The organism is Luteibacter sp. P1_D3 (assembly GCF_056406135.1).
The window spans coordinates 145,955-162,023 of the sequence record NZ_JBFUAT010000006.1 but is presented as its reverse complement, the minus strand read 5'-3'; the positions used below and the strand labels follow the sequence as shown (position 1 = coordinate 162,023).

The following is a 16,069-nucleotide window of genomic DNA, read 5'->3' as shown; positions in this document are numbered from 1 at the left end:
GCCATAGGCATGGCGCGTGCGATTGCCCGAGCTGCGATTGACGATGTCCACATCGTAGGCATCGAACGAGGCGCGCTTCTTTACTTCGATGGCACGACCGGCACCGGGGCCGACGATCGTGATCCTGTCGCCGCGGCCCAGCGAATATGCCTCGCCGGGATCGACGACGACGGTATAGGGATAGTCGGTGGCTTGCACCGGCGCGACGAGCACGCCGAGCCATGCCAGGGCGAGCGTGCCGCGCGCGTACGAACACATGGCCATGATGCCTTCCTCGTTTCGTCGATGAGGAAAGCAACTTAGTTATCGATGTATGCCGCGTATGTCGGGGGCTGTCGCTCGATGAGTCAGCCGTCGCCTCGACGCCACTCGCCGCGTTTGGGCTTGGCAACTGGCTTCGGACCTGCCTTGCGCTTCAGGCGTGCCTCCAGCGTGGCGGCCTGCTCTTCGCGTTCGTCGTGCAGCTTGAGGTAGTTGCGCCAGCGCTGCGGCGAGAGTTCGCCCGAGGCCAGGGCCGCCTGGATGGCGCAGCCCGGCTCGTTGCTGTGGCCGCAATCGGCGAAACGGCACTGCGACGAAAGAGTTTCAATGTCAGCGAAGAGGTCGAGATTCTCCTCACCAGTCAGCTTCAGCTCACGCATCCCCGGCGTATCGATCAGGCAACCGCCCGTCGGCAAACTCAGCAGCGCGCGGTGTGTCGTCGTATGCCTGCCGCGGCTATCGTGCGTGCGCACCGCGCCGGTGGCCATGCGCTCCTCACCCAGCAGCGTATTGGTGAGCGTCGATTTACCCGCGCCCGACGAACCGACCAGAACGGCGCTCGAGCCCGGCCCGAGGTACCCGGCCAGGAGAGCGACGGTGCCCGGATCCTTCGCATTGATCGCATGCACCGCGGCATCGCCGGGAAGGCGCTCGCGCAGGGCATTGACCGCCCCTTCGACGTCGACCTCGGTGTCGGCCTTGCTCAACAACACGACCGGACGGGCGCCGGAGCCTTCAACGAGAGTGAGGTAGCGCTCGATACGCGACGGATTGAAGTCGCCGTCCAGACCAGTGATCACCAGCACATAGTCGATGTTGGTGGCGATGATCTGGCGCTCGTAGCGCTCGCCGGCCGCGGCACGCGTCAGGACGGAACGCCGTGGCAACACCTCTTCGATGACCGGATGATTGGCATGATCGAGGAGGACGAAGTCACCCACGGAGGGCCGCAACGAGGGATCGAGCCCGCGTTTCAGGAAGTGGCCGGCCGGCTGCGCATTGAACGCGACCGAGCCGTCGTGAACCTCGTAGCCGGCGCGATGCTGCGCCACGACGCGGGCAAGGCGGCGTGGATCGTCGGGCAGGGCGGGGTCGCGCCAGCCGATACGGCGCAGGCGCGCCAGGTCCGATGAGTCGGTCATGGCCGTGATTATGCCCGCTTCCGGGCCGCTTTCCGCCTCGCGAGCCCTTACGGACGCTGTTACGATCCGATGACGACCGTCGGGAACGCGCCCGGCGGCATACACCGGAAGTCCTGCACGTGTCCTCGATCAAGCCCAGCGCGCACCTGGCGGAAGTGCGCTACGAAATCCGCGGCGCCCTCACCCGGCGTGCCCGCGACATGGAAGCGGCCGGCCAGCCGATCATCAAGCTCAATATCGGCAACCCCGGCCGCTATGGCTTCGCCACCCCGCCGCATCTGCGTGAGGCGATCGGTGCCCATCTGACCGATAGCGAAGCCTACGGTCACGAACAGGGCCTGGAAGAGGCCCGCGAGGCCATCGTCGCCCAGCAGAAAGCCCGTGGATCGGTCGGTATCGACGTCGAGCGCGTGTTCATCGGCAACGGTGTGAGCGAGCTCATCGACATCTCCCTGCGCGCGCTGCTCCAGCCTGGCGACGAGGTACTGTTGCCCAGCCCGGATTACCCGCTCTGGAGTGCGGCAACGATCCTCAACGACGGCAGCCCGCGTTACTACCGCTGCCTGGCGGAGAACGGGCATCTGCCCGATCCGGACGAGATCGAGTCGCTGATCGGCTCGCGCACGCGCGCCCTCGTGCTGATCAACCCGAACAATCCCACCGGCGCGGTCTACCCGAAGGCCCTTCTGGAACGCATCGTCGAGGTGGCCCGGCGTCACGGTCTCCTGCTGCTCTGCGACGAGATCTACGACGAGATCCTCTACGACGACACACCATTCCAGCCCCTGGCGGCGATCGCCGGCGATCACCCCTGCGTCAGCTTCGGCGGGCTCTCCAAGGTGCATCGCGCCTGCGGCTATCGTGTCGGCTGGATGAGCCTCTCCGGCGATCCCCGCCGCACCGCCGAGTATCGCGACGCACTGCAGCTGCTCGCCGCCCTGCGCCTGTGCGCCAACGTGACCGCCCAGTGGGCGGTACGCCCCGCCTTGCTCGATAAACCGACCATCGGCGCACTGACCTCGCCCGGCGGCCGGCTGTACCAGGCACGCCAGACGGTGCTCGACCATGTTGCCGCCAGTCCCTTCCTCGACGTCGTCGCACCGGGCGGTGCCATCTATGCGTTCCCGCAGATCCGCCAGGACGCCATCGCCCATTTCGACGACACGGCGTTCGCCCTGCGTCTGTTGGAAGAAGAAAGCGTCCTTGTCGTGCCGGGCACCAGCTTCAACCTCTCGGCGAGCCGTCATCTGCGACTCACCCTGTTGCCCGAGCCGGCCCAGCTTGCGGAAGTCTTCGTACGCATGGATCGCGTGCTGACCCGCATGGCCAACGAAGCCACGCCCGCCGCCAGCGCGGTCGCCTGACCCGTGGCGGAAGCGACCTTCCTCGCCCTCGGCGATTCCTACACCATCGGTGAAGGCGTGCCGGCCCAGGGCCGCTGGCCTGAACAACTGGTGGCGCGTTTGCGCGAGCGCGGCGTCATGGTGGGCGACCCACGCGTCATCGCGACCACGGGCTGGACCACCGACGAGTTATCCGGTGCGATGGACGAGGCCGGTCTGCGTGGCAGCTTCGGCCTGGTCACCCTGCTGATCGGGGTGAACAACCAGTACCGCGGCCGCTCCGCCAGCGAGTATCGCGACCAGTTCCTCGCCCTGCTCCACCGCGCGATCGCCCTGGCCGGCGATTCGCGGCGGGTCGTCGTCGTGTCGATTCCCGACTGGGGCGTCACCGCGTTCGCCGAAGGCCGCGACCGTGCGGCGATCGGCAGCGAGATCGACACCTTCAACGCCATCGCGCACGACGAGGCGATTCGTGCGCATGCACGTTGGGCGGATGTGACGCCTGCCTCGCGAGCGGCAGGCGCGAAGCCGGAGATGCTGGTGGAGGATGGGCTGCATCCGTCGGCGGCGCAGTATGCGCTGTGGGTGCAGGCGATCCTGCCGGAGGCGCAGGCGGCGGTGAGGGAACTTCGGCGCTGATCGCCGATGAAGCGGCTCCTACCGAGCTAGAGCATCGCCGATGAATGGCTCCCACACAAAGCCGGCACATCCTTCTCCTTGTGGAAGCCGATTCATCGGCGATCCGGTGCATCAGCACCGGCCAGAATCCCTCTCCCCCGCAACATCGCTGAAACACCCCCGCCACGGCCCGGTTACTTCGCAGGCCGACACTGACGTCCCGGGACAACCCGGGAAACCGACGTCATGGCCAAGCTCTCCTGCCGCAGCGCCTTCATTTCCGACGTGCATCTGGGCACGCCGGACTGCAAGGCCGCCTATCTGCTCGACTTCCTCAAGCATCTCGATTGCGAGCGGCTTTACCTGGTCGGCGACATCGTCGATCTCGAGGCTCTCGCCAAGCGCCATTGGTGGCATCCTGACCATAGCGCCGTGATCGCCGAGCTCATCGCGATGGCGGCGAAGGGCGTCGAGGTGATCTACCTGCCGGGCAACCACGATTTCCAGATGCGCGGCCTCGCTGGCTCGACCATCGCCGGCATCCGGGTAGAGCTCGATGCGGTTCACGAGGGCGCCGACGGCCGCCGCTACCGGGTCAGCCACGGCGACGAGTACGACCCCGAACACATCGGGCGCAGCTGGATCGCCTGGCTCGGCGACAACCTGCACCGCTTCATCTGCTGGGCGAACCGGCGCGTGCACGCCGTGCGCAAGCGACTCGAACTGCCCTACATGCCGCTCTCGATCATCCTGAAGTCGCATGTGGGTGCCGCCCTGGCCTACATCCGTGACTACGAGCAGCGGGTGGCTTCAGACGCCCGGGAACGCGGTTTCGACGGACATATCTGCGGCCACATCCACTTCGGCCACATCCGTTCACTGGACGGCATCCTGTACATGAACGACGGCGACTGGGTGGAGCACTGCACCGCCCTGGTCGAGGATATGAGCGGCGCCATGGAGCTGATCCACTGGACCGAGCGCTGCACCCATCTGGGTCGCGCCAGCCGTGAGACGGTGTTGCCGTCCCCCGAGGCCGTGCGGGGCTTCGCGCCGTTGGCCGACTGCCGGGCCGATTTGACCGAATTGACCACGGAAGTGTCACTAGCGGGTTGAAACGGACTGTCGGGGGGCCCATGTGCCACGGATGCCGGTAAAATGGCCCCCTTTCTTTCCGCGGTGACCCCATGGCCCTCGATACACCTACCCGCGAGCGCATCGAAACCCTCCTCGGTCAGCACGACGTCGTGCTGTTCATGAAGGGCACGCGCCAGCAGCCGATGTGCGGCTTCTCGGCCGCGGCGACGAACACGCTCAACGACATCATCCCGACCTACCACACGGTCAACGTGCTGGAAGAYSMGGAAATCCGCSASGGCATCAAGGARTWCRGCMASTGGCCGACCATTCCGCAGCTCTACGTGAARGGCGAAYTSRTCGGCGGYTCGGACATCATCCGCCAGATGTACACCAGCGGCGAGCTGTACACCCTGTTCGGCGCCAGCGCGCCGGATCGCACGCCGCCGGAAATCACCATCACCGAGAAGGCCGCCGAAGCCATCCGCGGTGGCATGGCCAACGCCCAGGGCATGGCACTGCACCTCGAGATCGGACCGGACCATAGCGCGGGCTTCCAGCTCGCTCCCGCCGGCGATTTCGACATCGTCGTGGTCGCCAGCGGCATCGAAGTGCACTTCGATCCGGGCAGCGCCGCGCGCGCCAAGGGCGTGGTCATCGACTGGGTCACCACGGTGCAGGGTGAAGGCCTCAGCCTGAAATTCCCGGGCGCGGTCGAGATCGGCACGCTCAACGTTCACCAGCTGAAGGACCGTCTCGCCGCCGGGGACATCACCCTCGTCGACGTGCGCCCCGCTCACGCCCGCGCCATCGCCGCTCCGCTCGCCGGTGCGCGCATCCTCGAAGAGGAAGGCTACGAAGCGCTGGCCCAGCTGCCTAAGGATGCGCCGATCGCCTTCATTTGCCACCACGGCGTCTCCAGCCGCGCCGCCGCCGAGCGCTTCGCCGCGCACGGTTTCACGCAGCTGTTCAACGTCGAAGGCGGCATGGATGCGTGGTCGCGCGAAGTAGACCCGACCGTCCCGCGTTACTGATGCAGGAGAGCTCCGTGTGGGAGCCGCTTCAGCGGCGATAGCCAGGTCACCTCGGCGCCATCGCCGGCATAGCCGGCTCCTACAGGGCGCCCCGCGCGCCCAAAACATGCAGCGTGATGCGGGCAAACGGCCCGTTCTGCGCCACCGCCGTGATCTGGTGATCGCCGGGCTGCGGAAGTGCGATCTGGATAGGCCTGGCGCCGGTGCTCGTGCCTTGCAGACGTCCATCGAGCAACCACTGCACGTCGTCGACGGTGCCCAGTGCATTGACCGTCACGCGCAGGGGATTCGTCACGTCAGGTGGCTTGCGAAGCGTCACGCCATCGGCGACGCCGGCGATGCGGATAGGGCTCGCTGCGTCGAGAGAATCCGGTGCGCATCCTGCCGCCAACGGCGGCAGGGTCGATGCGCTGAGATCGTCCGTCGACAACCATGGCGTCGCCAACGCAGGCCACCGCGCCACGGTCACGGTACGCGCACTCGCAGCGCCGCAACCACCGCTGAGCCGGTGCCCCTTGTCGTCGACGTGAAGCACGATGCGCCCGCTTGCCCAGGCGGTGATCCCACGTTCGGCGAACGTGGGCGGCACGGTCTTGCCCAGGATCCAGCTCGCGTGCCGCTGGCGACACTGTGCCGGCGGCGTATCGGCGACCGTACCCCCGAGCGGCCAGCAGATATCGACCTTGCTGACGCTTGCCGGCTGGGTGGCGCGCGTGCCTGCACGGGTCACGGGCAACATGCCATTGACGGCGAAGAGCAAGGGCAGCGACGTCACCGCACCGTATTGCCCGGGCGACGGTGTGCCATCGGGTCGACCGATCCACACGCCGATCGTCCAGTCATCGGTGACACCCATCGCCCAGGCGTCACGGTAGCCGTAACTCGTTCCGGTCTTCCATGCCAGCGGCGCGGACGCGCTGGCCGAGCCCTCCAACGGCGCACCCTCCACGGCGGCCGGGTTATTGGCCAGGATATCGCGCACGATCCACGCCGCCCCCGGCGAAAGCAGATGGCGCGGCTGGTAGGGGTCCGTGGCGGTGAAGCGTGGCGGCGCGGCCACGCCGCGGTTGGCGAACGCGCTGTACGCGCCGACGAGTTCTTCGAGTCGCGCGGAGGCACCGCCGAGGATGACCGAGAGATTCGGTTGCGCCCCCTCGGGTAGGTGCAGGTCGACACCGCCTGCAGCGAGACGCGCCACGAAGCGATTCGCCCCCACATGATCCAGAACGTCCACGGCTGGCACGTTGAGTGACGACTGCAAGGCATCGGCAACGCTGACCGGACCACGGAAGGCTTCGTCGAAGTTGCCCGGGCGATAGCCGCCGAAATCCTGAGGGGCATCCACCAGAAGGCTGCCCGAGCCGATCAATCCATCATCGAGGGCCAGGCCGTAAAGAAACGGCTTGAGCGTCGAGCCCGGTGAGCGCTGCGCACGAACCATGTCGACATGACCGTAGCGGAGGGGATCGGCGAACGCCGCCGTGCCGACGTAGACACGCGCCTCCATCGTCGCGTTGTCGACGACGAGTACGGCGGCCGAGGTATGGGGTGGAAGGCGGGAAAGGTAGTCGCTCACGCGATCCTCGATCGCCCGCTGCAACGGCGCGTCGACCGTGGTGACGATGCGCCGTGCCTGCGGTTCGCGCTGGTGCAGCCGTTCGGCTAGCAGGGCGGCATCCAGCGGCGAGCGCAACGAGCGGGCCACCACGGGTTCGATCGCCGCATCGCGCACCTCGGCATCGCTCCACCGTCCGAGGTCGCGCATGCGCCGGAGTACCTTGTCGCGCGCCTCCCGTGCCGCCGTAGCGTGGCGATCGGGACGCAAGCGGCTTGGCGACTGCGGCAACACCGCGAGCAACGCCGCTTCCGCATGTGACAGACGGCTGGAAGGTTTGCCCAGGTACGCCCAGGAAGCCGCTTCGACACCCTGGATGGGGCCGCCGTACGGCGCATGGGTCAGGTACAGATCGAGGATCTGCGCCTTCGACAGATGGGCTTCGAGCTGCATCGCCCGAAAGACCTGCACGATTTTTCCGGCAAAGGTGTGCGGGATCGGATTGATGCTCCGCGCCACCTGCATGGTCAGCGTGGAGCCACCCGAGACGACATGGCCTCGCCACACGCCACCCGCCGCGCCGCGAAGCAGCGCCCAGGGATTGAACCCCGGGTGCCACCAGAACCAGCGATCCTCGTACGTAAGCAGGGCATCGAGGTAGAGCGGCGACACCTGTGCCACCGTGACCTGCTGACGCCATACGCCGTCACTATCGGCGAAAGCGCGCAACGGTGTGCCGTCACGCGCGACGACGATACTGCTGATCCCGTCGGGGCCAGGCAACCGCAGCGGGAACACGCGATCCAACAGCACCGCCGCGAGCACGACCGATCCCAGCACGATCAGGACAGCCCGTCGCCATCGACGGGCTTTTCCGGATGTCACGGCTCGCCCACCGTGAGCGTCGTCAGGGTGGTCTTGCCGATGCCGCGGACAGCCGGGCGGTACATATCCTCCACCAGCGGCGGCGGCACCACGTACGTCCCCGGTGTCACCGCGCGAACCAGATAGAACACATGCGCGACCTGGCCACGTCGCAGCTTCAGGGCGGCCGCATAACGGTCATCACGATATTCCTCGTGCACGATTTCCGCCTCACCCTCGTGCTCGTCCAGATTGATGCCGTCGACGACCACGCCCTTCCACTGCTGCGCGCCACCGAGGTTGAGGTTCTCGATCTCAAGGCCCCCGGGAACGAGGTCGCTGACCAGGGCGTCCGGCATGTCCATGCGTGCCTCGATCCGCAATTCCACGATCAGGGTATCGCCCTCTTTCAGCGAGTCCCCGGACCAGGCCTGCCCATCGGTCGTGTAGTAGTCCCGTCGGACGTCGATCTGCGTGTCATCGGCAGGTGGCGCCTTCTGCGAAATGCCCGCCACGTCCAGCGTCGCGAAGATCGTCGCGTCGCCTTCCGGTTGAACGGAGATGCCGGAAGCGAGTTCGGCAGCGTTGACATCGCGGGTGAACAGGAAGCGGCCACCGGGCACCGCTTCCTTCGTCGCGCCCACTTGCAGTGACGCCGACAGGGGACGATTGTCCGCGGCACCGAACACGTGGGCCACGCGTGCGATGGCGACCTGCTCCTGCGTGCTGAGGTACGACCACGACCAGTGGTAATACGGCACTTTCGCCTGCATGGAACGTACGTTGGCCGTCGCGTTCCGCGCCCAGTCGATCAGCTTGGCGTCGTACTCCGGCTTACCCATGCCGTACGTGTGGGTCAGCGCAACCATGGTGCCGAGATCACGGAGGTCCGAACCGTAGTCACCGACGTACCACGGGCGCTCCTTCGTCCAGGCGAAGGCTTCATCGACGGCCTTCTGCGCCCGCTCGTTGTCACCCATGAGCTTCAACGCGATACCCAGGTGCACCAGCGGCAGCGGAGCCACGAGCTTGCTGCGGTCGTTGTCGAAGAGATTGCGCAGCGTACCCAGCGGCGCCCTGTTCACGCGGGCGAGCACGAAGCCGGCATACGCCTCGTCGGCGAGACGCATATGGTCGTGGTGCTCGTAGCCGTAGTAAGGATGCCCACCGGCGAGGAGATCGTCACTGCTGCGTTGCAAGGCCTTCTGCAGTACGTCGTCCGGCACGGCGTAACCCGCTTCGCGTGCATCGAGCATGAAGTCGATGACGTAAGGCGTGATGAAGGTTTCGATCGGGCTGGTACCACCCCAGAAGCTGAAGTGACCGTTGCTCGCCTGGAAGGACGCGATGCGCGCCAGCGCCGTGTCAACGGAGGAACGCTGCGCCGCCGGGCTAAGGCCCGTCGTCCCGAGCATCGCTGCGGTCTTCTGGTCCATGTACAACGCCGCGTAGCCCTTGCTGGTCGTCTGTTCGATGCAGCCGTAGGCATAGGTCAGCAAGCTCTTCAACGCGGCGGCGTACGGCAGGGGCGGCAGCGTGCTGAGCGTGATGCGGCCGAGCACGGTCGACGGCACGAAGCCGGCGGCGAGCGAGCCATCCAGGCGCGTCGCCTTGCCACCTTCGATCGCCATCGGCACCGACTTCACTTCCTCGGGCCACGCACTGCGGACGGAAAACTCGAAATGCCGATCCACGCTGAAATCGTTGAGTTCGGCGTGGATGTCGACCTTGGCCACGTCGACACCCGCGGCCGCGGTGACCGGCATGGTCAGCACCGTGCCCGCACCGTTCTTCAGGGTGGCCGACTGCGTGGTGTTGTCGACGTGGATCAGACCGCTGCCTTTCACGGTGACCTTCGCGATACCGTCCTTGCCCGACATGTTCTTTAGATCGATCGTGATCCGTGCCTTGTCGCCACCGGCCATGACCCGTGGCGTACCTGGTTCGACTACCAGCGGCGCACGCACGGTAACCTGGCCGTCGGCGTTGCCGAAACGATCGTCGCTGAAGGCGAGCGCCGACACGCGCAGGCTGCCATTGAAGTCCGGCACGTCGACATGCACGACGGCCTTGCCGCTGGCATCGAAAGCCACTGGGCCGGCGAAGAGATCGACGATCTTGACCTTCGGATTCAGGCGCGTGGCCTTGGGCAGGCCCTTGCCACCCATGTCGCCGCCGTAGCGCAGCTTCGCCGTGGCGCCGTCCATCGCCTCGATAACGCGGCTATAGAGGTCGTACGCATCGATCACCATCGCGCGCCTGGCGAACATCCACGCCCAGGCATCCGGCACGGGGTAGTTCGTGATGTTGAGTACACCCTGGTCCACGGCCGCTACGGCCACGAAGGCGCGCTTGCCGGCAAGCCCCGCCGCCTGCACCGTCACGTCCAGCGGATTGCCCGGACGCATCGTCGCCGGCACGCTTAACGTCAGCGGGATGCGGCGGTCGTTGCGATCCATGGTGACGTGCTCGATACCCATGGCGCGCGCCGGCGTCGTCTTGTCGCTGGCCTGACCGCCGCGGAACACGAGCGCGACCACGTGGACGTCGTGGCGCTCCCACTCGGCGGTCACCGGGATGTCGAACGTCGCTCCGGCCTTCGCATCGATATTCCGGGTGTAGAGCAGATGATCCGACTCCACCAGGAGGACGCCAGGACCGGGCTGCGGCGGCGTGATCGTCACCTTCATCGTGTCGCCGGCACGGTAGCGTGCCTTGTCCAGCGCCACCTTGACCTTGTCCGGCCGCGCTTCCTTGCCCGTGTTTTCGTCGTCCCAGCTGTAGCCGGCGAAGAAGGGGAACACCGTCGTCAGTTTCGTTTCCGGATCGAACACCTCCAGGCGATACGCGCCCCACAGGACCGGGAGGTCGAGCTTCACGCTCTTGCCGGCGGCGACATCGACATCGTGCTCTTCCATCAGCTCGAGGCTGACATTGGCGTTCGACTTCCAATCGTCACCGTGCTCGTACAACCAGTAGAACTCGCGTATCTCGCGTTGCAGCCGTACTTTCAGATGCTGCCCCGCAACCAGCTTGCCGTCAGCGTTCGCGCGGACGATCTCGAACGACGCATTGCTCTCGCTCGGCGCGCCCTGCTTCGGATCGAACAGGGGACGCACGCCGACCAGGTTCGCTGCCGGCCAATAGACTTTGTTCATGACGCGCGTGACGGCGCGACCACCGGACTCGTACACGCTACCGGAAACCACGAAACTCATCGGGCTGATGGGCTTCACGTCATCGGGGACGGCGATGTCCTGCTCGAGCTGACCCTTGTCATCGAGGGGCTGGTCGACGACGTCGTCGGCGCTTTTGTGCGGAGCGACCAGCGGGTCACCGAAGAACGTGTCCTGCATGGCAGGCACAGGGTGCACTTCCGGGGCGACGAAGAGCTTCGCCGTGAATCGATTGCCTGCCGCGGGGGCGCCGAACAGGTAGCTCGATTCCACCTTGAGCCGCAGCGGCTCGTCCGGCACGACGTGCGTCTGCGGACTGGTGAGGGCCACCTTCAGGCGTTCGGGAAGAAATTCTTCGACATGGAAAGGAAAGGCCTGCACGGACTCCTTGCCGGCCGGATCGAGCCGGAACTCCAACTGCCACAGACCGGTCGGGGCGTCGGCGGGAATGGTCTGCTTCAGCTCGTAGTAGTTGAGTTCGCCGGGCTCGATCTTGGTATCGACCAGCGCCCGGCCGTCAGGCTGCTTGAGTCGCACGTACAGCGTCTGCTGCTTCATCGGCTTGCCGTCGTAGTCGCGCAGCAAGGCGGAGACGCGCATGTCTTCACCCGGACGATAGAGATCGCGACCAGACCAGGCATACACTTCGAACGGCGCCTGGCGTCGACCCGTCACCTCGAAGTTGGAGACGTCCAGCGCCGGTCGATTGAACGGAAGCACGGACACGTCACTGCCATGACGCGCGACGAGCACATCGTTGACATCGACTTTGTAGGCAAGCAGGGCGTTACCCTTGTCATCCGTGGTCGCTGAAAGCGTAGCCTTCCCACCCTCACCATCGATCTCGACCTGGACACCGCTGACCGGTGAGCCATCCTTGAGCGAGGCGACATGGAGCAATGCGTTGTCCTTGTAGACGCGCAGGTGCAGGCCGAGGTCGCTGACGAAGAAGATCGACGTGTCATAGGCGTCACTGAACGAGCCGCCGCGCCGAAGGACCGCCATGTAAACACCGGGCTCCTTCAGCTGGGGAATGTCCTGCACGGGGATGAAACTCACCGAGCGCGCGTTCTTCTCGCCAGGCAACGTGTAATGGTTGGCATACACCGACTGCCCGATGTCGGTCAGCGGCATCGGGCTGCTGGTGCCCGCGTTACAGGTGCGATAGCTGGTCGGTTCGAAGTCGAGCTCGTAGCTCTCCTGCCGCTTTCCCACCGAATACGTGCAGAACAGCTTCGAGAGCTGGTCGTCCTTGATCCGGAAGAACTCGATACTTGCGTCTTGGACGTTCATCGAAACGATCGGCAGACCGCGTGTACCGCGTGCCGGCAGCACACTGCCCTTGGAAGCGAAGCCCACGGCAGCCGGGAGGTCGCCGGAGAAGACATCGTGCCGCTGGTCGGCCGCCAACGTGCGACCGTCCGCGGCCAGAAGGCTCGTCTTCACCGTCACGGCGTAGTGGATATTCGCCATGACGAACGGGAAACTTAGCGTCTTCCGATCGCTGTCGAGCGTCCAGCTGCCGGTAACGCCCCCTCCGTTGGGGCCGGTGACGACGATCCGTTCGTCGAAGGGCTGGGCATCCACGAGCGGCGCCGTGAAGGTCAGCACCAGCTCACTGCGCCCGTCGCGAAAACGACTGCTCGCCGAGGCCACACCGAAATCCTGTTTGCCGCCCTTGGCCGCGGCCGGGGCGGCCCCCTGCAGGGCAGGTTTATCTCCCTCGTCGTGCCGACAGGCGCTCAAGAGGCTAACGATGGACAGCAGACCGCACACAACAACGATGCCGCCGATACGGCGGACCTTCCTATGGTTCGACATGTTGGTTCCCTGTGAGTGGGCAAAGTGTCGCATGACCTCGTGGCGATTTCGAGGCGGCAAACGGGCACGACCGGGGTGCCGCGGCACCCGCCGTCCCTCTCCGGCCGGGGCGGGATCAGGCGGTGGCGGTCGGCAGGGTCGCCGTCCCCGTCGCTTGCGATCGGCGATCGCGCCAACGCAGGAACGGCCGCTCCACGGCGTAGTGGAGGACCGCGCCGCCCACCAACGTCGCCACCACGTAGATGCCGAAGCGCAACGGGCCATGCTCCACCGGCCGGCCGACGAGCGCTGCCTGCACCAGCATGAACACGCCCTTGTGGCTGAGATAGATGCTGTACGACGCCGATGCCAGCCAGCCGGCGCCGGGAATCTTCAGACGTGCGAACCACGTTCCGCCGCTACCGGCAGCGACGAAGGCCATCATCGCCAGGGCGACCAACGGATAACCGACGACGCAGGGCCAGAAATCGGCGCGTGCGTTGTCGAAGAGCACGATGGACGCGGCAAGCAGCGCGCCGCCGAGCGCCAGCAGCAGGTTCACACGGGCGCGGATCCAGGCGAACCACGCGGGACGGTAGACACCGCAGGCCGCCAGCGCGACACCGGCAACGAGACCGTCCAGTCGCGCCCAGGTCGGGTAGTACAGATAACGCAGATACCTCGTTCCCCTTTCGTCGGCGGGACCACCGACCGGGCTGTCATTCGGGCCCACGAAGTGAGTCCACAACCAGGCACGTAGCAGGACACCACCCACGACAACGACCACCGCCACCGTGGCGAATTTCCACGCGGCCGGTTTGCGCGTCAGCGCGAAAGCGAGGAAGGGGAAGACGAGATAGAAGTGTTCCTCGACGCAAAGCGACCACACGTGCGAGAACGCATAGTTGTCGCCGTTGTCGTACTGGAGGTTGAACGTGAAGGTGAGGAACTGCCACAGCGGCTGCATGCCCGGCGTCTCGGGCCACGCTGCCCACAGCTTGTAGAGCGCCAGCACGACGAAGAAGGCCGGCAGGATACGCACGAAGCGGCGCGCGTAGAACGCGGGAAAGTCGAGCGTGCCGGTCCGGGACAAGGACTTCAGGACCTGCGTGCCAATCAGGTAACCGCTGAGCACGAAGAAGAGGTCCACGCCCATCCACCCGGACCACTGCAGCAGACCGTAGCCGTCACCCAGGCCACCGATGAGGTAGCTATGGAACAGGAGCACCCACGCGATGGCGACGGCGCGCAGCGTGTCGAGTCCGGGTAGACGGGTCATGCGCGTTCCTTGCTTGGGGCTGAGCGTGAATGTGCGGGAGCGCCGGGCGCAATCGCGGGCCGGGTTATGGCGATTCGGAGGCACGACGCATCCGAAGCACCGTGCGATGCGGGTCGCTAGCCATGGGTGCGCTGGTGAAGGGCGGCGAGCAAGGCGTCGATATACGTGCGGCTCGCTCGCAACGTCGTGCCGTCACGCAGACGAAGTACGGCATCGCGATTGGGACGGGGCTGGAACTCCGCAACCTGATCCACGCGGACGATGGCCGAGCGGTGTACGCGAAGGAATCGCGACGGATCGAGCTTGCGCGACAACGTCGTCAGGGTTTCACGCAGGAGATGGCGTTGGCCGTTCACGTACAGCGCGGCGTAATCGCCATCCGCTTCAATCCAGGTGATGTCCGCCGCCTCGACGAAACTCAGGCGCGTGCCGATACGAATGCTGAAGCGCTCAGGCCAGGAGCTCGTCACCATGTGGCCTAGCTGGCGCCGCGCGCGGTCGATCGCCTCGGCGAAACGTTCGTCGTCGATCGGCTTCAACAGGTAATCGATGGCATTCAGTTCGAAGGCGCGCAAGGCGAAGTTGTCGTGCGCGGTAAGCAGGATCGCCAGCGGACGTTCCGCCGCAGGGATGGCTGCCAACGCATCCAGGCCGCTCAAGCCGGGCATCTGCACATCGACGAAGGCGACGTCCACCTCGGCCCTGCGCAGCGTCGCCAGCGTGTGACCATCGTGGCACTCGGCCACCACCGTGACGTCCGGATCGGCACGCAAACGTGAAAGCACGCCGCTGCGCGCGAGCGGCTCGTCGTCTACCACGGCCACGCGAATCATCCCGCCTCCCTTACCGGCGGGGCCAGCCGCCAGGGCAAGGTCACGGCCACTCGCCAGCGAGTCCCGAGCGGGCCCGCTTCCATGGCATGCGCGCCAGGGTGCAGGGCGTCGAGACGGGCACGCACATTGGCAAGACCGACACCCTGCCCCTCGCTCGCCGCCACGTGGAGCCAGTCGTTCTCGACGACGACGCGCAGTGTCCCGGACTCACGTTGAACGCGGATCGACACCGTGCCGCCCTCGGTCCGTGGGGCGATGCCATGGCGGATCGCATTCTCGACCAAGGGCTGCAGGAGCAAGTGGGGTACCAGCGCGTCCAGGGTGTCGGGGCCGGTCTGGATGTCGATACGCAGGCGATCGCCCAGCCTGGCCTTCTCGATGTCCAGGTAGGCGGAGGTGAAGACCACCTCGTCGCCCACCGTCACTTCGTGCCCTCGTGTTTCCTCCAGGGTGGTACGAAGGAAATCGCCGAGGCGGGCGATCATCCGGCTGGCATCGCGCTTGCGATCGTCGTTGACCAGCGCGGAGATGGCGTTGAGAGTGTTGAACAGGAAATGTGGCTGCAGCTGGTACTTCAGCGCGCGAAGTTCGGCATCGCGTGTCGCCTGCGCGGCAAGCACCAGCCGTTCGCCTTCGGCGCGCAGCGCAGCGCGATGCAGCACCATAGCCTGAAGACCGCAGAACGCGATGAGGGCCAGCCAGCAGCCGTCGAGGCCACCAAAGATCCATACCCAGGTGACTTTTGCCCGCATCTCCGCACTGGCCAGGCTCTCCAGTGCGGCCACCGCGTTGATCACCGACATGGCGTAGCTCACCGGCAGCAGTACCGCCGCCATCGTCCACCAGCTCGCGCCGCGGCTCCACAACACACGCTGCAACCAGCCCAGCGGGACGATCCACGCAAGGTAGGACAGCGTGTAGAACAGCCGGAACTCCAGCGCCTTCGGATCGCTGATCGACGAGGGGAAGCCCATCACCAGCATGCAGCCGAAGATGGGCAGGCCCGCGATCCAGGCCATGCCCGGCGATACCGTGACGTTACGATCTTCCTGCACGATGACTCCCGTTCGTTCCCGCCGATTCTATC

11 protein-coding genes are annotated in these 16,069 nt (G+C 66.0%); 4 read left to right on the top strand and 7 right to left on the bottom strand.

The window, feature by feature from the left end; translation table 11 throughout:
* Together AC1DYM_RS06500 and rsgA are read right to left on the bottom strand one after the other, a co-directional pair.
* A partial coding sequence (locus tag AC1DYM_RS06500; protein ID WP_477337099.1) for a hypothetical protein occupies nucleotides 1-264 on the bottom strand: 264 nt, incomplete at its 3' end.
* A gap of 83 nt (nucleotides 265-347) precedes the next feature.
* On the bottom strand, nucleotides 348-1,403 hold the full coding sequence (gene rsgA / locus AC1DYM_RS06495) for a ribosome small subunit-dependent GTPase A (protein ID WP_477337097.1): 1,056 nt from the start codon (nucleotides 1,401-1,403) through the stop codon (nucleotides 348-350).
* Between the two features lie 119 nt (nucleotides 1,404-1,522).
* Here rsgA and AC1DYM_RS06490 point away from each other — a divergent pair, with 119 nt between their 5' ends.
* The 4 genes from AC1DYM_RS06490 to grxD all read left to right on the top strand — a co-directional run bounded on the left by AC1DYM_RS06490 (nucleotide 1,523) and on the right by grxD (nucleotide 5,475).
* Nucleotides 1,523-2,767: an aminotransferase class I/II-fold pyridoxal phosphate-dependent enzyme gene (locus AC1DYM_RS06490; protein ID WP_477337095.1), complete on the top strand. Its 1,245-nt coding sequence runs from the start codon at nucleotides 1,523-1,525 to the stop codon at nucleotides 2,765-2,767.
* Nucleotides 2,768-2,770: 3 nt separating this feature from the next.
* Entirely contained in the window at nucleotides 2,771-3,385 is a 615-nt protein-coding gene (locus AC1DYM_RS06485) for an SGNH/GDSL hydrolase family protein (protein WP_477337093.1), read from the top strand.
* Nucleotides 3,386-3,610: 225 nt separating this feature from the next.
* On the top strand, nucleotides 3,611-4,480 hold the full coding sequence (locus AC1DYM_RS06480) for a UDP-2,3-diacylglucosamine diphosphatase (RefSeq protein ID WP_477337091.1): 870 nt from the start codon (nucleotides 3,611-3,613) through the stop codon (nucleotides 4,478-4,480).
* A 71-nt stretch (nucleotides 4,481-4,551) separates the two neighbouring features.
* Nucleotides 4,552-5,475, top strand: coding sequence for a Grx4 family monothiol glutaredoxin (gene grxD / locus AC1DYM_RS06475; RefSeq protein ID WP_477337089.1), 924 nt, complete (start codon nucleotides 4,552-4,554; stop codon nucleotides 5,473-5,475).
* 79 nt (nucleotides 5,476-5,554) lie between these two features.
* On the opposite strand, the gene pbpC is transcribed toward grxD, so the two are convergent.
* The 5 genes from pbpC to AC1DYM_RS06450 form a co-directional block, all read right to left on the bottom strand.
* Nucleotides 5,555-7,870: a penicillin-binding protein 1C gene (gene pbpC / locus AC1DYM_RS06470; protein WP_477337113.1), complete on the bottom strand. Its 2,316-nt coding sequence runs from the start codon at nucleotides 7,868-7,870 to the stop codon at nucleotides 5,555-5,557.
* A gap of 41 nt (nucleotides 7,871-7,911) precedes the next feature.
* Nucleotides 7,912-12,891, bottom strand: coding sequence for an alpha-2-macroglobulin family protein (locus tag AC1DYM_RS06465; protein WP_477337087.1), 4,980 nt, complete (start codon nucleotides 12,889-12,891; stop codon nucleotides 7,912-7,914).
* A 115-nt stretch (nucleotides 12,892-13,006) separates the two neighbouring features.
* Nucleotides 13,007-14,149: an acyltransferase family protein gene (locus AC1DYM_RS06460; RefSeq protein ID WP_477337085.1), complete on the bottom strand. Its 1,143-nt coding sequence runs from the start codon at nucleotides 14,147-14,149 to the stop codon at nucleotides 13,007-13,009.
* Nucleotides 14,150-14,265: 116 nt separating this feature from the next.
* The gene (locus AC1DYM_RS06455; protein ID WP_477337083.1) at nucleotides 14,266-14,982 is read right to left on the bottom strand and encodes a LytR/AlgR family response regulator transcription factor; all 717 of its coding nucleotides are present in this window, start codon (nucleotides 14,980-14,982) and stop codon (nucleotides 14,266-14,268) included.
* Nucleotides 14,979-16,037, bottom strand: a complete 1,059-nt coding sequence (locus AC1DYM_RS06450) for a sensor histidine kinase (RefSeq protein ID WP_477337081.1) — start codon at nucleotides 16,035-16,037, stop codon at nucleotides 14,979-14,981. The genes AC1DYM_RS06455 and AC1DYM_RS06450 overlap by 4 nt, the downstream gene beginning before the upstream one ends.
* Nucleotides 16,038-16,069 lie beyond the last annotated feature (32 nt).